The organism is Shuttleworthella sp. MSX8B (assembly GCF_000524295.1).
Taxonomy (GTDB): domain Bacteria; phylum Bacillota; class Clostridia; order Lachnospirales; family Lachnospiraceae; genus Shuttleworthia; species Shuttleworthia satelles.
This window is the reverse complement of sequence record NZ_JAQT01000034.1, coordinates 1-18,573: the sequence shown is the minus strand read 5'-3', so window position 1 is coordinate 18,573 and position 18,573 is coordinate 1. Positions and strand designations below refer to the sequence as shown.

16 protein-coding genes and 1 tRNA gene are annotated in these 18,573 nt (G+C 52.7%); 5 read left to right on the top strand and 12 right to left on the bottom strand.

Annotation, left to right across the window (positions count from 1 at the left end; all coding sequences use genetic code 11):
• Nucleotides 1–2: 2 nt before the first annotated feature.
• The 4 genes from HMPREF1508_RS08805 to nudC form a co-directional block, all read right to left on the bottom strand.
• Nucleotides 3–515, bottom strand: a complete 513-nt coding sequence (locus tag HMPREF1508_RS08805) for an NUDIX hydrolase (RefSeq protein ID WP_242834543.1) — start codon at nt 513–515, stop codon at nt 3–5.
• A 35-nt stretch (nt 516–550) separates the two neighbouring features.
• Complete coding sequence (locus HMPREF1508_RS10275; protein WP_156923219.1) at nt 551–721, bottom strand: hypothetical protein; 171 nt, start codon at nt 719–721, stop codon at nt 551–553.
• A 159-nt stretch (nt 722–880) separates the two neighbouring features.
• Complete coding sequence (locus tag HMPREF1508_RS08800; RefSeq protein ID WP_044961267.1) at nt 881–2,239, bottom strand: MATE family efflux transporter; 1,359 nt, start codon at nt 2,237–2,239, stop codon at nt 881–883.
• A gap of 177 nt (nt 2,240–2,416) precedes the next feature.
• Nucleotides 2,417–3,382 carry an NAD(+) diphosphatase gene (nudC, locus tag HMPREF1508_RS10040; protein ID WP_044961265.1) on the bottom strand — a complete coding sequence of 322 codons (966 nt, stop codon included), beginning with the start codon at nt 3,380–3,382 and terminating at the stop codon, nt 2,417–2,419.
• 88 nt (nt 3,383–3,470) lie between these two features.
• Here nudC and HMPREF1508_RS08790 point away from each other — a divergent pair, with 88 nt between their 5' ends.
• On the top strand, nt 3,471–4,109 hold the full coding sequence (locus HMPREF1508_RS08790; RefSeq protein ID WP_044961263.1) for an HAD family hydrolase: 639 nt from the start codon (nt 3,471–3,473) through the stop codon (nt 4,107–4,109).
• Nucleotides 4,110–4,121: 12 nt separating this feature from the next.
• Here HMPREF1508_RS08790 and HMPREF1508_RS08785 read toward each other — a convergent pair whose 3' ends face one another.
• Nucleotides 4,122–5,399 (bottom strand): dihydroorotase, encoded by a 1,278-nt coding sequence (locus HMPREF1508_RS08785; protein ID WP_044961261.1) that lies wholly within the window; start codon nt 5,397–5,399, stop codon nt 4,122–4,124.
• A gap of 288 nt (nt 5,400–5,687) precedes the next feature.
• Here HMPREF1508_RS08785 and HMPREF1508_RS08780 point away from each other — a divergent pair, with 288 nt between their 5' ends.
• Nucleotides 5,688–5,939 (top strand): hypothetical protein, encoded by a 252-nt coding sequence (locus HMPREF1508_RS08780; protein ID WP_006905156.1) that lies wholly within the window; start codon nt 5,688–5,690, stop codon nt 5,937–5,939.
• A complete protein-coding gene (locus HMPREF1508_RS08775) occupies nt 5,936–7,012 on the top strand; it encodes an ABC transporter substrate-binding protein (protein ID WP_044961260.1) in 1,077 nt (358 codons plus the stop codon). Before HMPREF1508_RS08780 ends, HMPREF1508_RS08775 begins: the two co-directional genes overlap by 4 nt.
• Nucleotides 7,013–7,083: 71 nt before the next feature.
• Here HMPREF1508_RS08775 and HMPREF1508_RS10440 read toward each other — a convergent pair whose 3' ends face one another.
• Entirely contained in the window at nt 7,084–7,269 is a 186-nt protein-coding gene (locus HMPREF1508_RS10440; RefSeq protein WP_198015635.1) for a hypothetical protein, read from the bottom strand.
• Between the two features lie 43 nt (nt 7,270–7,312).
• On the opposite strand from HMPREF1508_RS10440, the gene HMPREF1508_RS09740 reads away from it, so the two are divergent.
• Nucleotides 7,313–8,701, top strand: coding sequence for an ATP-binding cassette domain-containing protein (locus tag HMPREF1508_RS09740; RefSeq protein ID WP_049906953.1), 1,389 nt, complete (start codon nt 7,313–7,315; stop codon nt 8,699–8,701).
• A gap of 159 nt (nt 8,702–8,860) precedes the next feature.
• Here HMPREF1508_RS09740 and HMPREF1508_RS08760 read toward each other — a convergent pair whose 3' ends face one another.
• Entirely contained in the window at nt 8,861–9,508 is a 648-nt protein-coding gene (locus HMPREF1508_RS08760) for a manganese efflux pump MntP (RefSeq protein WP_330365330.1), read from the bottom strand.
• Nucleotides 9,509–9,771: 263 nt separating this feature from the next.
• Here HMPREF1508_RS08760 and HMPREF1508_RS08755 point away from each other — a divergent pair, with 263 nt between their 5' ends.
• Complete coding sequence (locus tag HMPREF1508_RS08755) at nt 9,772–11,244, top strand: 4Fe-4S dicluster domain-containing protein (RefSeq protein WP_006905160.1); 1,473 nt, start codon at nt 9,772–9,774, stop codon at nt 11,242–11,244.
• Between the two features lie 205 nt (nt 11,245–11,449).
• Here the strand turns inward: HMPREF1508_RS08755 and HMPREF1508_RS08750 are convergent, their stop codons facing one another.
• From HMPREF1508_RS08750 to HMPREF1508_RS08730, 5 genes are all read right to left on the bottom strand, one after another.
• On the bottom strand, nt 11,450–11,896 hold the full coding sequence (locus HMPREF1508_RS08750; RefSeq protein WP_156923218.1) for a hypothetical protein: 447 nt from the start codon (nt 11,894–11,896) through the stop codon (nt 11,450–11,452).
• 200 nt (nt 11,897–12,096) lie between these two features.
• Nucleotides 12,097–12,594 carry a hypothetical protein gene (locus tag HMPREF1508_RS10270; protein ID WP_156923217.1) on the bottom strand — a complete coding sequence of 166 codons (498 nt, stop codon included), beginning with the start codon at nt 12,592–12,594 and terminating at the stop codon, nt 12,097–12,099.
• Nucleotides 12,595–13,124: 530 nt separating this feature from the next.
• The gene (gene nrdD / locus HMPREF1508_RS08740) at nt 13,125–15,377 is read right to left on the bottom strand and encodes an anaerobic ribonucleoside-triphosphate reductase (protein ID WP_198015634.1); all 2,253 of its coding nucleotides are present in this window, start codon (nt 15,375–15,377) and stop codon (nt 13,125–13,127) included.
• A 353-nt stretch (nt 15,378–15,730) separates the two neighbouring features.
• A tRNA-Leu gene (locus HMPREF1508_RS08735) sits at nt 15,731–15,813 on the bottom strand.
• A gap of 123 nt (nt 15,814–15,936) precedes the next feature.
• Nucleotides 15,937–18,573: glycoside hydrolase family 2 TIM barrel-domain containing protein (locus HMPREF1508_RS08730; RefSeq protein WP_049906962.1), on the bottom strand; the 2,637-nt coding region annotated here is incomplete at its 5' end.

Here is an 18,573-nt window from a genome sequence, read left to right as displayed (position 1 = left end):
TCTCAGACAAATGCCCGCTTCATGCTTTCATAGTGCAGGAACCTCCCCTGTGAGGCGAAGCCCCGGATCTGTTCATAAGTGGCCAGAAGGAAACCATCGGTCTCCTCTTCCTGCAGATGAACCTCAGACGCGTCAAAATCCAGAACAAACTTGTAGACGTCTACAAAGTAATTGTTGGCCTCATGAGGATCCTCCCTGTGATAATCAAAGAGAAAGCCCCCCTCGGCCCCCCGCACATCAATGCCGGTCTCTTCCAGGAGTTCTCTTTGCACTGCTTCAAGACTGGTCTCGCCCGCCATCACACCGCCGCCTGGGATCTCCCAGTCGCCGGGCGCCCAGGCCTTATCCCTGGCTCGCTTGGTGATCAGATAGCGGCCTGCCCTGTTCTGAAGAATTCCGAGCACTGTCAGATGATAGTCACCCTCAGCCATGGTCCAGTCATTTCTCTTCATGACCCGTCCGGTCAGCTTCTTGTCTCTGTCGTAGACGTCCCAGTATTCCTCTTTCTCTGCCATAAATACTCCTTTTCCTGTCATACCGCGCCTTACTCCTACAGGGTCCACATAACCACAAACCACAGAACCAGCATTCCAAGAGCAATGGCATACATGGCGACCATGTCCCAGTATTCTCTTCTTGTTCGCGTCTTCTTATCCCGATTGCCGCCGAAGCGACCGATCAGAGCAAAGAGAATCGCTGAAAGAAGCGTCGCAATTTTCATATCGCTTTTCCTTTCCTGTTTGCGCCCAAAACATTCGCGCCGCAGCATCGCCTCCGAATTCCCATATCACTACTATACGATCCTGCACAGGCGTCTTGCTTCCTCATTCTGCCGACTTCCCATTCCCTGCACAGCAAATACTCACACCGCAAGCATTCCCTAATGCCGCATGGTCCGCATCCAATCCCCGTGCAGGTAACGCAGGCCGAACATGGTCACCCGCACTCCCCAGTCGATCAACATGGCAATCCACACGCCGATGATTCCCATCCCAAGCCCCACACCCAGAAGATAGGAGAAAATGATTCGGAAGGTGAACATAGATGCGATCGACACCACCATCGTATAACGGACGTCATTGGCCGCCCGAAGGAAATTGGGGAAGGTAAAGGACATGGGCCAGAGAGCCATGGCAAAGCCCGTATGAATCACGACCAGAATCCAGGCCAGGTGTCTGGTTTCTTCCGTCAGCCCATAGAGGGATAGAAGGAAGGGCAGGGTCATCAGAAGAAGGACGTCCCAGAGGCCATTTGCCAGATAGGTAATCTTCATCAGCTTCTTCAGATAGTATCTGACCTGTCCCACATCTCCTGCACCCACACACTGTCCGATGACCGTGATCATAGCTACATTCATAGCCTTGGCCAGCATGATAGAGACTGCATCCAGGTTGTTGGCGACCCCGTTGGCCGCAATCTGACTGGTTCCAAAGACCGCGACAATGGCAATCACAAGAACACGGCCCAGCTCGAAGACGCCGTTCTCCACCCCATTGGGAATCCCGATATAGAGGATGCGGCGGATGGTCTTCACATGAACCCTGAACCTCTCTCTGACAAAATGCACCTGGCGCTTCTGGTCTCTGAGCAGCATGCCCAGCATCAGGCAGGCCACGGCTCTTGAGAGCAATGACGGAACGGCCACACCGGCCACCCCCATGTGAAGAATGAAGACCCCGATGGCATTGCCCCCGATATTGATGATATTCATGACAAGAGAACTCACCAGAGTCACCCGGGAGTTCCCCATGGAGCGAAAGAGGGCCGCATTGCCCTCATACATGGCCAAAAAGGGATAGGAGAAGGCGGAAATCAGAAAATAGCTGCTGGCATTGGCCATGACGTCCGCATCGATCCTCCCGAAGAGCAGGCGCAGGATGGGCCCGTGCAAAAACAGAACGAAAGTCATGATAAAAAGGCCTGCGGTCAGAACCGTAATCAGGAGCTGATTGGCCGCCTGACAGGCCTGATCCTCCCGTCTGGCCCCCAGGTATTGAGATACGACAACCGCGCCTCCCGTGGCCAGAGCCGTCATGACAGAGATGATAAGCTGATTGACCATGTCAACCAGAGAGACTCCTGAGACCGCCGCCTCTCCCAGAGAAGAGACCATCATGGTGTCGGCCATTCCCACGGTAATGGTCAGAGCTGTCTCTAAGACCAGGGGCCAGATCAAGCGGAAGAGATATTGATTTGTGAAGAGCTTATTTGACCCGACAGGGCCGATTGGATTCGACACGATCTTCTCCTCTCCTTCGTTGACTGTAAGTCCCTGATTCCTCCTGACCTCAGATTCGCTCCTCTCCTTCGCAGGATTCCAGGAATCTCCAAAATTGACTCCTGTTCAGATATGCTTCCACTTCAAAAGTCTCCTCCCGTAAATTGGCCGCCAGCTGTTTCCGGAAACGATTCCTCTTCAGAACCCCCTCCCCTCTCCTCCGGAGGGTTCCCTTCCATCTCTGAAGGTCAGCATCATCTCATTGGTCAGGGACAAATGATCCGGCTGTCCCTCGATCTGCCCTCTTTCAAACCAGGCCGCTTCACTCAGTTCCTCCTCATCCATCCGGATGGCGTCATCTCCGTCCAGATCGCAGTAGAAACCGGCCAGAAGGTCATCTGCAATACCCCAGGGCTGGGATTTATAGTAGCGGATATTCTTAACCGTAAGTCCGGTCTCCTCCATAACCTCCCGTCGAACCGTATCCTCGAAGGTCTCACCGATCTCCACAAAACCGGCTACCAGCGCATAATAGCCGATCCCCCGATTCCGATACTTTGTCATCAGGATCCTGTCCCCATTTGTGACAGCCACGATAACCGCGGGCATAATCTTTGGGTAAACAGGATTACCGCAGTTAGGGCAGATCATCACCCTCTCTCTGCTTCCCATCTCCATACGGCTTCCGCAATGACCGCAGAAACGGTTATGATCATACCAGCGTGCCAGCTGATAAGCTGTCACAGCGGCGAAATACTGGTGTTTCTCTCCTCTGCCCTCCGCCCGGATCCGGTGAAGCCGCTCGTAATGATATCCATCTAAATGAAGAAAGTCATCCTGTGTCCCCTTCCCGCCGTCTGTCATTATATCCTGATCGATCTGTGTCTCCGGGAGAATCCGATCATCTTCATACAGGCGCCGTCTGGGACAGGCCAGGTAGTGATCCAGGCCATCCAGGCTGAAAAGGCGAATAAAGTCCGTCTCCGGACCAAAGTCTCTGCGCCGGGGCAGAAGAATCCGGCGGGAAGTCCCTTCCCCATCGACCGCCTCCTGCGCGAGAAGCAGCTTGTCTTCCTTAAAACAATAGATGGGACTGTCGGGGGCGGGACTGGTTCCCTGTATAAAAGTATTGTCAAATCGATGGGGAGCGATGTCCTGAATCATAATTGTTCAACCTCAGATCTATTCATTTCCTCACATCATCCCAAAGAGCACAATTATCGTGTATTATACCACAAGAAAGGAGACCCCTATGCAGACCAATCTCATCTTCGATATGGACGGCACCCTCTGGGACTCTGCTGCCAACGTCGCCAGATCCTGGACCCATATCATCGCCAGACACCCCAATCCCGATCGGACCATGACCTCGACAGAGGATATCAAATCTGTCATGGGCCACACCATGGAAGAGATTAACGACCTTCTCTTTCCAAAAACAGACGCATCCCTGCGCAGACAGATCATGACAGAGTGCGCCGCCTATGAAAACGCCTATTTGGCCAGACATGGCGGAAAGCTCTACCCGCATCTGGAGGAAACCCTTCAGGAATTACGCCTGGACGGTCACCGTCTCTTTATTGTCAGCAACTGTCAGTCCGGCTATATTGAAGCCTTTCTTACCTATTACGGCTTCGGCAAATACTTTGAGGATTTTGACTGCTTTGGCAATACCGGTTACGACAAAGATGTAACGATGCGCCTTCTGGCGGACCGCAACGGCCTGGGCAATGACTTCTACTACATCGGCGACATCCAGGAGGACTACAATTCTACCGTCAGGGCGGGAGGCCGGTTCATCCATGCGGCCTACGGCTTTGGAAAGGTGGACGCTGATGTTCCGGGCATCCAGGCGATCTGCCAACTACCGGCGCTCCTGCGGCAGATCTAGCCCGCAGATTCCTCAGCCCACCAATTCTCCCCCGCAGATGGTCATCTTGACTCTGCCGGTCACCTTCCAGCCGATGAAGGGCGAATTCCTGGCCTTGGAGCGAAAATTATCCGTAATCTCCCACGTTTCATCCGGATCCAGGACAACTAGATCTGCCGGCTTTCCGACTGCAATCTGTCCTGCCTCCAGACCGTAAAGTCTGGCCGGATTGACAGTCAGAGCTCTGAGAACGGTCATCAGGGGCACGCCCCCCTCCCGCACCGCATAGGTATTGACAAGAGCGAACGCTGTCTCCAGGCCAATCATGCCGCTGGGAGCCTGGGCAATGGGAAGCTCCTTCTCTTCCCTGGCATGAGGCGCATGATCAGTCGCAATCATATCGATGGTCCCGTCACGCAGTCCCTCAATCAGCCCCCGTCGATCTTCCTCGGTTCGCAGGGGGGGATTTACTCTCGCCAATGCCCCTTTGTCTCTGACCAGTTCTTCCGTAGCAGCCAGATGCTGAGGCGTCACTTCTCCATAGACACAGATTCCCTCTCTCTTGGCCTGGCGCAGGATATCGACGGTCACCTTCGAAGAAATATGCTGGATGTCCAGTTTGGCTCCAACCTTACGGTTTAACATGACGTCCCTCGCCACAAGGACATACTCCGCCTCATCAGAGGCGCCTTCCAATCCAAGCTCCCTTGCGACCGGCCCGGCATTTACTCCCTGACTCCCGATCAGAGCAGGATTCTCCTCATGCAGAGAGATGGGAACATCAAACATCTTCGCTTGGATCAACGCCTCCCTGAGCAGCTTCTCGTCCGCAATCGGGATCCCGTCATCGGTGAAGCCGACCGCGCCGGCCCCATAAAGGGCGGCGAAATCGACCAATTCCTGCCCCCGCATCCCCTTGGTCACGTTGGCCGTCTGCAGGACGTGGATGGGCAGTTTCTCCTCCCTCTCAATCAGTTCCTCCAATACCGCAACCGAATCAACCGAGGGGCTGGTATTGGCCATACAGATCACAGTCGTGTACCCGCCGGCTGCGGCAGCCGCCGCGCCGGTCACAATATCCTCCTTATAAGTCAGACCAGGATCCCTGAAATGCACATGCACGTCGACGAAGCCCGGCGCCACAAGCTTACCCTCCAAATCAATGATTTCATCAAAATCCATATCCTCATAAAAGAGGCTTCCGACCGGAGCAATCTCTGCAATCCTGCCCTGATCATCAATGACAAGATCCCGCTCATCGTCCAATCCGCTGGCCGGATCCATCAAATGTCCATATCGAAGTAACTTCATCCTCCACTCCTCTCAGACTCACTCCAGGATTTTCCGCTTCATTCCTGCAGCACCCCAGCGTCTCAAACAGCAATCCAAAACAGTAGAATGCACACCAGGAAAAGCATATTCCCTGATGAACTGATTCTATTTTACTACGGCTCGCTATGGCTGGGGGAAGAGAAAACCGAAAAACGCGCATCCCTGTTTGATGGATGGCCGTACTCTCGATCAATTGCCTGCGCACTGTTTCACATCGCTTTATTTCTGCTATAATAAAACTGCTGTTTTGCGAAAGGAGATCGTCCCATGGCACAGGATAAGCAAAAAGCAATCGAGCACGCCGGCAGAATCAACGCAAATATCCTTCGCATGATGTCTGAGGTCAATGAACTCGGAATTGAGATTGCCTATAATGGAGCCCTGGACGGTGCTCCCGACTGGATTGACCACTGCCTGGATGCCCTGGAAACCGCCAGCGATATCTTAGAGCAGAATCTGGATCTGGACAATTCTGTTGCCTTTGGTGATCTGGATGAAGAAGGGAAGGAAAGCAAATGAAAAAGAAACTACTGACATTACTCCTATCGACCGCTGTCGCTGTCACCGCCCTGACCGGCTGCGGCGCCAAAAAGGCGGATCAGGCCGCGGACCAAAAGGCAAACAGCCAGAACCAGCAGACCGATCAGAAGGACAAACAGGATGCTTCTAAAGATGCCAAACAGTCCTCCGGCGCCATCAAGACCATTGGCAGCGGTTCCACCCGCGTCGGTTCTCTGCTTGGCCCCACCTCCATGGGTCTGGTTGACATGTTCCATAACACGGAGAACAATCACTCCAAGGGATCCTATACCTTCACCCTGGCCTCACAGCCGACCGATATTGTCTCCAAGGTAGCCTCCGGCGATTTAGATATCGCTCTGGTCCCCGCCAATCTGGCTGCCACCCTCTACAACAAGACCAAGGGCGGCGTCAATGTCATTGACATCAACACCGGCAATGTCCTCTACTGTGTGACCGGCGACAAGTCCGTCAAGTCCATCAAAGATCTGGCCGGCAAGACCGTCTATACCACCGGCCAGGGCGCTTCTCCTGAGTATGTTCTCAAGTATCTTTTGGAGAAAAATGACGTCAGGGATGCCAAACTGGAATTCAAGTCCGAGGCCACCGAGGTTGCAGCCGTCCTGGCTCAGGATTCCAATGCCATCGCTGTTCTCCCCCAGCCTTTCGTCACGGTTGCCGAGACCAAGAATAAGTCCCTTTCAACGGCATTTTCTCTGGGCACCTCCTGGAGCCAGGTCTCTGACTCCTCCCTTGTGACCGGTGTTACCATTGTTCGAAAGGACTTCCTCAAAGATCACGCCGACGCTGTCAAGACCTTCATGGAGGAGCACTCCGCTGCTGTTGAGTCCGTCAACAATGATCCCGACTCCGCCAAGCTGGTCAGCGATTACGGAATCATTGAGAATCCCACCATCGCTGCCAATGCCATCCCCCACTGCAGCATTGAATCCGTCGTCGGCCAGGAGATGAAGACTTCTCTCTCCGGCTATCTCAAGGTTCTCCACGACGCCAATCCCCAGTCTGTCGGCGGCAGCCTGCCCGCGGATGACTTCTACTATCTGGCTTACTGATGCCGGCAGGCGCAGATCCGGTTCACATTTCCATGTTCTGTTCCCTGGCTTCCTGCTCTTCATTCCGTCATCTACAGGGACGTGAGGATCAGGGATCCCAGCATACAGATCACGGCAATTACAATGAACGCTCTTGCGGAAGTTGTCATAAGGCCCTCCTCTCTGTAACTAGCTATGTTATAGCGGGGAGGGCTTAAATCTACCTTAAAATCGCGTCCGCTTTTTAGGGCGGCAAAGAGTTTTCCTTGTACTGTCATGAAGCATTTGAAAAATCCGGAATTCTCATCATAAAATAGACCCATGAAAAAACATTCTATCCTGCGCAAGGCAATCTATATCTTTATCTGGCTTCTCCTCTGGCAGGCGGCAAGCCTGATGATTCACAATGAGATCCTTCTGGTCGGTCCTCTTTCTGCCGGAAGGGAACTGGTTCGCCTGTCTGCAAACCCCATATTCACCAAAAGCGTCTTATTCTCTCTCCTGCGAATCGCGGGGGGAATCTTTCTCGGCAGCCTGCTGGGCCTGTCGGCTTCCTTCGCTTCCTGGCGAAGTCATCTGGTTCGAGACTTCCTCTCCCCTTTTGTCACTATGATCAAGGCTGTGCCTGTAGCTGCCTTCGTCATTCTCCTTCTGATCTGGTTCGGAAGTGACAATATCGCCCTGGTCATCAGTCTCTTAGTGACCTTCCCTATTCTCTATATCAACAGCCTGCAGGCTCTGGATGCTCTGGATCCGCAGATGCAGGAAATGGCTGCGGCTTTTCGTCTTCCCCGCTTCAGCCGACTGCGCTACATTCTTCTGCCCGAAAGTCTCCCCGCTCTGCTTTCCGCCTTCTCCTTAGCCATCGGCATGGGGATCAAGTCCGGCGTTGCCGCCGAAGTCATCAGCCAGACATCTCTCTCCCTGGGCAATGCCCTCTATCGGTCCAAGATCTACCTGGAGACCGGTCAGCTTCTGGCCTGGACCGCCGTCATCATTCTCCTCTCCTGGCTCCTGGAAAAGGGCTGGATTGCCTTGCTCCGGGCAATCATCCTACCGAAGCAAAGGAAAATGCATGCAAGTCCTTTTCCCTCATTCGATCCCCCCTCCCGCAAGATCCCGTCCGGCGCAGTTAATCTCTATCCCCTCTGTCTGGATCATATTCGCATCGGCTATGAAGATCTGACTATCCTGGAAGATTTCTCCTATTCCTTTCTCCCGGGCAGGACCTATGTTCTGACCGGACCCTCCGGTTCCGGCAAGACCAGCCTCCTTATGGCTATATTAAAAAAAGCCGGACACGCCGGCATTGTCTTTCAGGAGAATCGTCTTGTCTTAGACTTCTCCGCAGAAGATAATCTCCGCCTGCTTGATCCCGCGCGCATCAGCCGACCGGCCGCCGCCCGTCTCCTGGCTCCTCTCTTCGACTGTGAGGATTTCCACCCGGAGATCCCCGTCTGTGATTTCTCCGGCGGCATGCAAAGACGGGTGGCGATTGCCCGAGCCTGCATCTCGGCCGCCCCTGTCCTCCTCTTCGACGAGCCCCTGACCGGGCTGGATCAGAAGAATGCGCAGAAAGTCCTGCACTATATTTCGAATATGCGATCCGGCAGAGCAGTCATTTTCACCGCCCACAGAGCAAATCTGCTGCGGGAATATTTCCCTGATCTGGTGGAGATTGCCCTGCCCGCACATGAAGCTATTCCGTGATGGTCAAACAGATCTCCCGTATCCTCCTCTCCTGTATCTGACGATCATCTCTTCCTGAGCGAAGGTTCCTCCGCGCGTCTGACAGAGGATCCTCCGAGCATCTGTGATTCTTTGACAGACAGACTGCATTGACTGACAGAATCCATCCGACGAACTGCGTCAGAAAACATCGAGGAAAATCAGCAGTCCGATCACAACCAGTACCAGGCCGCCGAAAACAGCTGCCTTATCCGCCAGTTTCATTCCAAATCTCCTGCCGATCAAGACTCCAGCCGCGCAGATCAGGAAGGTCACCAGAGCAATGATCAGGGATGCCGCGAGGGACTTGACCAAGCTGAAGGAAGCGAAGGCGAAACCGGTCGAGAGGGCATCTATGGATGTGGCAATTCCCTGCATGGCCAGACTGATCCCTGACAGCTCCTCTGCTTCCTGATCCTCCTGCCTATGAATTCCCTCCCAGATCATCTTAATGCCGATATAGCCCAGAAGAAAGAGAGTAATCCAGGGAATCGCCTTCTCAAAAGCCTCGAAATACCGGACAAGCATGTGCACTGCAAGCCAGCCCAGCATAGGCATAAGAAACTGAAAGAAGGCAAATGTCCCCGCAATCTTTCCCATACTGCCCCGGCTCATGTGCGGGCAGGCCAGACCATTGGCCATGGAGACCGAAAAGGCATCCATAGCCAGGCCTACACCCAGAGCCGCGCTCTGAACGACAAACAGAAATCCCATATTTTCTCCCATAAATCCCTGTCCAAAGCATGTGGCTCTGCCCAGGACCTGTCGGTCATAAATCAGACGATCCATTGATGATAATGATCCGCAACCGATCGCTTCTTCATGATTCGTTCGCTGCCAAATGAACCTTAGAATCGTATCACTCTCACAGAGCCCCGGTCAACCTGCCCTTGGATTGCCCATAGGATTTCGACATGCCGCAAATGCTTTCATCCGCGGGATATTCTGTTATTTTTTTATCAGATGCATATGCAAAGATACACGTATATCTCATTTCATCGAGACTCCTATGCTATAATGCAGTTAGGTTTAGATTTTATGGGAGGAGACTTATGGTTAAGAACGATCAGAATATCAACTCGCTCAAGCACCATATTATGGAGGAAATCGCCAGACTGGCCTGGGCTGATCAATTAACTCCGGAGAACGAGGAGAAGGTGACCTATGAGATCAGCCCCGGTCCCAAGGCCAAATACCGCTGCTGCGTCTACAAGGAGAGAGAGATTGTCCGGGAGCGCATCCGCCTGGCCAAGGGCCTCTGCCCCTCTCCCAACCGCGAGAGCAACAATATCATTCAGGTCATTGACCCGGCCTGCGACGACTGCGCCATGCAGACCTATACCGTCACGGACAACTGCCGCTTCTGCCTGGGCAAGGCCTGTATCAATTCCTGTAAGTTCGGAGCGATCAGCGAGGGAGACCTGCGCATGCACATCGACCCGGCCAAGTGCAAGGAGTGCGGGCAGTGCGCTAAGAACTGCCCTTATGAGGCCATTGTTCACCTGACCCGTCCCTGCAAGAGGGCCTGTCCGGTCGGAGCCATCACCTTCGACGAGTACGGATTCTGCAAGATCGATGAGGAGAAATGCGTCTCCTGCGGTCACTGCATCCACTCCTGTCCCTTCGGCGCCATCGGTTCCAAGACCTATCTGGTCCAGATCATCAAGGCCATTAAGGCAGGCAAGGAAGTAATCGCCATGTGCGCACCCGCCACCGAGGGGCAGTTCGGCGAGGAAATTACCATGGCTTCTCTTCGCAATGCTCTGAAGGAAATCGGCTTCTCCGACATGGTTGAGGTCGGCCTTGGCGGCGACATGACAGCTGCCTATGAGGCTCTGGAATGGTCTGAGGCCCGCAAGGAGGGCCGCAAGATGACTACCTCCTGCTGCCCGGCATTTATCCGCATGCTGCAAAAGCACTTCCCCGACCAGTACAAGGAGAATATGTCCTCGACGGTCTCCCCCATGACTGCTGTCAGCCGCTATCTCAAGGCCACCCATCCCGGCTGTGTGACGGTCTTCATCGGACCCTGCATCGCCAAGAAAGCGGAGTCACAGGATACCTCCGTTCCCGATACCGCCGATTGGGTCATTTCCTATGGAGAATTCCGCGCCCTGCTCCGCTCCAAGGGAGTAGAACCCAAGCCGGTTGACGATCCCTATCAGGAGGCCTCGATCTGGGGCAAGCGCTTCGCCAGCTCCGGCGGCGTTGCCAACGCTGTTATTGAGTGCATGAAGGAGCGGGGCGAGGACACTGACGACATTAAGCTTATGCGCTGCGCCGGCGGTGACGAGTGCCGCAAGGCTCTGACCCTGCTCAAGGTGGGCAAGCTGGACGCCGATTTCGTCGAGGGGATGGTCTGCCCCGGCGGCTGTGTGGGCGGCCCCTCCAAGCACAAGACGGAGATGGAGATCAACAAGGCCCGGGCCGCCCTTTTGCACAAGGCGGACGACCGCAAGGTTTTGGAAAATCTGAAACACTATCCCATGGACAAGTTCTCCATGCACCGGGACGGACATATGTGAGCGGCTCCTTCATTACGGCCCATAGCCCCATGAACCGCAACACAGTCCCATAAACCACAACAATGAATTCATGCTTCCCGCGTATTTCGAGTCTTCCATGAGCGTGAATGGAATGGAAAAGGGGAGGATATTCAGCCATTGACAGGCTGAATATCCTCCCCTTTTATGCTATGGTTTTGGGTCTCCCGGGTTCGTTGCTGCCCGGTCAGTTATGAAAATTCTCTTTGAGGACAAGCTCATCTTTTATTTTCTGGAATTCTTTCTCCCAGTCTTCGGAAGAAGCCTGCGGATTTTTCTGATAGAATTCCTCCTCCAGATCCCGATTCATCTTCTCGATTGGAAGCTGCTTCTGATACACCTTCTTTTGATACTCCCAATACTGGTCTTCACTGTCGAACTGCTTCAGAATCGCCCTATAAATCTGTACGGACTCCGGCGAAACATTTGCCGAATGAAAGTTTTCTCTCATTTCATCAATATATTTCTCCAGCTCACCATCAGACACATCGTAGTTCTTTCGGATCGCCTCATGGTAGAGACTGTTGAACTCCTTACAGTAGACCAGAGCACTCTCGCTTGCCTCTTTCTCTCCCAGACCTGTCGCTAAATAGAATTTCCTGCTCTGCTCATATTGATCCCTTTGAACAGACACGTGTTCTCCTCTCAGGAGGATCTCTCCTGTGTCTCCTTCTTCGATATTTCGACGAAGTGTCTTCGCAAAATCCCCTACCTTTGCAACAGAGAAAAAATCATCACGACTCGCAATAACAATGCCTCCAAAAAGCAAACATCCAATCAGAATTCCTGGCAAGATATACTTCTTACACTTCATGATCTTCTCCCCTCCCTCCTTCAATGTGTCCACAGTGACATTGTTGTGCTTATTGTTCTAATGGGAACAATACTTCCATTACAATGAACCGACGCGTTCATCAGTCCTTTAACATTTGTTTTCCTGTCTAGTAAAACCTTATCCGTATTTTTATAGCATGAGCAAAATTGCCATGGCGAGCCATACATGGCCTGTTGCTGTGACCATACAAGAAAAGTTCTTCCATTAGAATGTCTGACCACCCCATCTCTACTATATGGCGCTGAGGTCGCATATGCTCTTCTAAATAAAATACTACGCTCGCGACTGTAAAACTGCGTATCTCTCCCCCATTTCCGATGATATTCGGTGTAACGAATCCTGATCGTTGCACTTGCCCATCCTCCTCCTGGAACAGCAAACAAAAATGTTTTCTCATTTCCTGCAAATTTATAATTTTCTGCTTGAACCGGAATACAAGCAAAAATCGGAATCATCAAAAACAATACCAGGCATAACTTACAAAGTTTTTTCATCATAACTTGACCTCCATGACTTTAGAAATCAGTTCATAAACTCCAAAAGTTACCATTTTGTTGTTGACTAATTTCCTCTTCTAGTTCTTCTCATACCTCCTTTCTACAAAGTCCCTCCACAACAAAGACCGATCGCCTTCCCTATTTATACATCTATGATGATTTGTATATTGCTTTTTCTTTAAAATAGCATCTATTTGTTTTTTTGTAAAGTAATATAAAAAATGTATTTTTCACAAACATATAAAAAATGTTTTTTGCAAACTACGAACTACGATTTATGAAACATACTCTTTCGCTTTTATCTAGATATGCTGGTTTTCCTCTTTATACAGAAATCAAATATGGAATGCTCGTTACGCGAGCATTCCATATTTATAAAATAAAAAGAGGGATATCCTGCCATCTCTGACCGGCATATCCCTCTTTGTCATTTATAATTCCTTTGTCTGTCCGGCCTCCTGAAGAAAAGACCGTTCCTAACTTTTCCTCTGCATCATCCCTGTGGCATATCAGCTATGCACATCCTTCCCTTACAGATGCAGCACCCGGTCCGCGATCTCGGCTGTCCTTCCCTGGTTCCAGAACTGGGTGCCGATATAGCCGCAGGTCCTTCTGGCCACATGCATCAGAGCCTGATCGGTATTTCCGCAGTTGGGACATCTCCAGATCAGCTTGCCTGTCTCATCCCTGACAATCTGAATCTCCCCGTCGAATCCGCAGACCTCGCACATATCGCTCTTGGTATTGAGCTCCGCATAGACAATCGTATTGTAAATGTGCTTCATGACTGCCAGCACGGCAGGGATATTGGACTGCATATCCGGGACTTCGACATAGCTGATGGCCCCGCCCGGAGACAGTACCTGGAATTCGGCCTCCTTGGACAGCTTGTCGAAGGCATTGATCTCCTCTGCCACATGGACATGATAAGAGTTGGTGATATAGTTCTTATCCGTGACATGAGGAATCTTGCCGAAGCGCTTCTGCAGGCACCTGGCGAACTTGTAGGTAGTGGACTCCAGAGGCGTCCCGTAAACAGAGTAGTCAATGTTCTCGATCTTCTTCCACTCGTTGCACTTGTCGTTGAGCATCTGCATGACGGCCAGGCCAAACTCTTTTCCGGCGTCAGAAGTATGAGAGACATGCCTCATATAGAAGACGCACTCCGCCAGTCCCGCATAGCCCAAAGACATGGTGGAATAACCGTCATAGAGAAGCTTGTCAATGGTCTCCCCGGGCTCCAGACGGGCCAGGGCGCCGTCCTGCCAGAGAATGGGCGCCACATCCGATGGCGTTCCCAGAAGACGCTCATGGCGAAGCCGCATGGCCCTGTGGCAGAGATCCAGCCGATCCTCCATGATCTTCCAGAAGAGCTCTTCGTCTCCTCCAGAGGAGCAGGCTGCATCGACCAGATTGATGGTGACAACTCCCTGATTGAAGCGTCCATAGTACTTGTGCTTCTTCTCATCGTAATTGCCGGCCTTGCCGATATTGCCAACCCCGGCATCCGTAAAGCGGTCCGGTGTCAAAAAACTCCGGCAGCCCATGCAGGGATAGACATCTCCCTTGTACTCAAGCATCTTCTTCTCGGAGATATAATCGGGCACCATGCGCTTAGCGGTGCACTCCGCAGCCAGCCTGGTCACATAGAAGTACTTGCTGCCCTCCTCCACATTGTCGTCCTGCAGGACATAGATGAGCTTGGGAAATGCCGGCGTAATATAGTTGCCTCTGCGGTCCTTGATTCCCTGGATTCTCTGGCGGAGCATCACCTCAATGACCATAGCCAAGTCATCACGCTGACGGCCTTCAGGTACTTCATGCAGGTACATGAAGACTGTGACGAAGGGAGCCTGACCGTTGGTGGACTGGAGGGTAATCAGCTGGTACTGGATGGTCTGGCAGCCGGACTCAACCTCCTTGCGAACCTCTTTCTCCACCAGCTCGTTGAACTTATCCTCAGAGATCTCAACACCGGCCTCTGCCAGTTCCTCACTCAGACGGTTTCGAATCTTCCTGCGGCTGACATCGACAAAGGGCGCCAGGTGAGACATAGTGATGGTCTGTCCGCCATACTGGCTGGATGCCACCTGGGCCACGATCTGCGAAGCGACCGTGCAGGCCGTCGCGAAGCTGTGGGGCGTGTCGATATGGGTGCCGGAAATGCAGGTCCCGTTCTGCAGCATATCATCCAGGTTCACCAGACAGCAGTTGTGCATATGCTGGGCGAAATAATCGGCATCGTGAAAATGAATGATCCCGTTCTTATGGGCCGCCACAATATCTTCCGGAAGCAGATAGCGGTTGGTGTAGTAGCGGGACCACTCCCCGGCCATATAGTCACGCTGGACAGACAGAACGGTCGGGTTCTTGTTGGAGTTCTCCTGCTTGACCTCCTCATTCTCCCGCTCGACAACACCGGCGATCTTCTGATCGATTGCGCTCATCTTGCGCATCTCGTTATGCTTGTAGCGATAGGTGATATAGAGACGGGCCACCTTGTGCTTGCCGCTTCCCATGAGGGCGTCTTCCACCTTATCCTGGATCTCCTCAACTGACAGGTCGCGACCGGTATTCTCGGCATCCTTCATAATGCCGTAAGCCATACCTGCAATCTCGCCCTCAGTCAGCCGCTCAGAGACAATTCCCTCCTCGTTATTGGCTTTCTGAATCGCCTTGATGATCTTGTCCAGATCAAAGGGCACGCGCTCCCCGGAGCGCTTCATCACATAGACCATGTGATTGCTCTCATCCATGTTTCCATCCAGACTCTCGTCGTACATTTCTTCCTCCCCGTTTTCGTCCAAAAACTGTATCAATATCATAATCAATTTGTCGTACGAGAATCATTATAGGGGCTTGCCGATTTCTTGTCTATGTACAAGTATCACAAAAAAGCACTAGATATTGTATTCGTTTTTTCTTTTAATACATCATATTCCTATATTGACCTCTTTGTCCTCATATGTTATGTGTCGCATGAATTGTGTGTTAATTTGACGCAATTCTGGATATTGCCTGCTTGAACAGGTATCAATTCTATAGCCATCGCCACAAAAACAGCCACCCGCGCTTGCCTTCGCTCTCGATGAGCATCTGCAAGACAGGTGACTGCTTTCGTTGATGTCATAAAATATACGGCCGATGGGACTTGAACCCATACATCGGAAAGATACAAGAACCTAAATCTTGCGCGTCTGCCAATTCCGCCACGGCCGCCCTTAAGAGGCCTCTCATAAGACCTCCTCTATCGTATTGGATTTTTTCCTATAATTCAATCCCTGCCAGGCGCAAAATCTAGCCGTCAAGAGCAGCTGCTCATCTCCCCGGATCCCTGTCCCCTCAAATTCCCCGGAAGATAAAATTAAACTCCAGCTTCCTGCTGTTGTCGATGCAGTATTCCGGATGTACAAGAGCGCCCCAGCTGTCATCGCCGCCTACCCCCATCTGGGCTCTGGAAATCCGAATCCAGGTCTTATCCACCCGGGGTAGCTCATAGGCGTGCTGGGCACAGTCGATCATATCCGGAGAATAGGGCAGAGCTGAGAAATGGAAGGGACTGTCAGCCATCGCAAAAAGAACGCCATGCCCCTCTGTATCCATACACTCAGCCCAGCGGACGTCAATCTTGTTGCCGCACTCAGAGGGACGCAGATAGCTGGCCATGTTGTCCGCCACCCGATTGGAGAAGAGATCAAGCTTCCCATGCGGACGGTCCGCATAGGTCTCCTGGGGGCCTCTTCCATACCAGCGCAGTTTCTCATAATCGGCTTCCATGGTAAAGAGCAGGCCAAACTCCGGCAGCTGACCGATCTCCGCTGTCGGCTCCACCTCCAAATGGCAAGCCACGCTGCCGTCTGAATAAACCCGGTAGCTCAAAAAGCAGTCCCGGCTCGGGCTTGTGGCCAGGTGATACGTGTAGGTCACTCTGACAGAATCCTCCAGCTCCTCAAATCGATAGTAGTCAGCCGCCCTGCCGTGTTCCTTCATCATAGAGGAAAAGCTGCTGGCGATCTTCCACTGGCCTGACCGGAGGGGCTGCATATTCCCCAGATCATTCTCTGTCATGGGGCGCCAGAAATTAGGGCGGGGAATATCGCAAAAGAGCATTTTATCCCTGTAGCAATAGGAAACTATTCCCCCGAAGCGCCCGGAGAAGAGGACGGAGAAATCCTCTCCGTAAACGCCGGTATTCATCCAGCCCCTGGCGACACGAAGCTTGCTCTTTCCATCTCCAACCAGACGCTGTCTGCCCTGTGGTCGTTTTTTTTCATCCGCATTTTCTTCTTGATTTTTCGCTACAGCTTTGTCAGGCAGGGCTTCGCCGTTTTCCAGTTCACAGCCACTTTTTATCTCACTGCCATCTCCTGACACGCAGCTGTCTTTTGGTGCATATGCCCTCTTCGCCAGCAGGACGCTGCTGTCAAATGCCCCATAGACTCCCTGTCCATAGGCAACCTCGTGTCCTGCTTTGGCCCAGGCTCTGTCCTCCCTGAGCCGGAAAGAAATCTCCTCCACATACTCTCCCTCTTCCTGAGGAATCGGAATCGGAAGCTCGATGGTCTTCTCTGACAGAGGAGCCAGAGACAGCTGCAGGGGCATTTGCGCAATCAGCTTACCCTCCCTCTTGAGCACGGCGACAGACTCGTACGCAGAGAGATCTGTGAAGAGGTTGTCATTGCAGATGGTAACCTGTCTGTCACAAAAGGTCAGCCGGATACTGCTGTAGTTATACTTGACCTCCTGCATCTTGGGGGAGACCTCATGCCCCTCTCCCCCGTAGACAATGCCGTTGCCGGAGAAGGAGTAATCGCAGGGGCGATCGCCGAAGTCGCCGCCATAGGCCTCATAGTCCTCGCCAAAGCGATTCTTAGTCGTAATGGACTGATCTGCGAAGTCCCAGATAAAGCCTCCCTGATAGCGGGGCTCTGTATCCGTCAGATCCGTGTACCTATGCATCGCTCCGCAGGAGTTGCCCATGGCGTGGGCATACTCACAGCTGATGTAGGGCTTATCTGTCTCCTTTAAGGTCTGCCGGATCTGATCCACAGAGTAATACATGGTTGAATAGATGTCTGTCGTGTCCGGATAGCGGCTGTCATGGGTCACTCCCTCGTAATGAACCAGGCGGGAAGGATCCCAGCGCCGAAAATGCTGACTCATCTCATAGAAAACCGAACCGCCGAGAGACTCATTCCCGCAGGACCAGATCAGGATACTGGCATGGTTCTTATCCCTCTCGTACATAGACCTGGCCCGGTCCATCACCATGGCATAGGCCTCAGGCCGGTCTCCGGGAATCGCGGCCGACAGGTCGTTGGCCCCAATTATGATGGACTCCCAGACCCCGTGCGTCTCCAGATTGGTCTCGTCGATCACATAGAGACCCAGCCGGTCACAATAGCGATAGAAGACCGACTGATTGGGATAGTGGCTGGTTCGAACCGCATTGATATTGTTGCGCTTCATGATCAGCAGATCATTCCATATGTCCTCTTTCGAGACTGCCCTTCCCCTGACGGAGCTGAACTCATGCCGGTTGACCCCCTTAAAGACGATTCGCTTCCCATTGAGGCACATGATCCCTTCTCTGAGCTCAAATCGGCGAAAGCCCACCGGCTCCTCAATCAGTTCCAGCAGCTGCCCGTTGGAATCCAAAAGACGGATCTGAAGATGGTAGAGATAGGGATCCTCGGCGGACCAGAGTCTTGGCTCATCCAGGCTCAGACTTGCCCCGCAGCGTCTGATCTCAGCCTTGCCCGCTTTCTCATCCACTGCCTGCGTGCAATCGTCACTCCTTCCACTTTCCCTGTCTGCCCGCGCGCAATCGTCGCTTCGCCCACTTGCCCTGCCTGCCTGCGCGCAGTCGTCGCTCTGTCCACTTGCCCTGTCTGCCCGCGCGCAATCGTCGCTCTGTCCACTTGCCCTGCCTGCCTGCGCGCAGTCGTCACTCCGTCCACTTGCCCTGTCTGCCCTCGC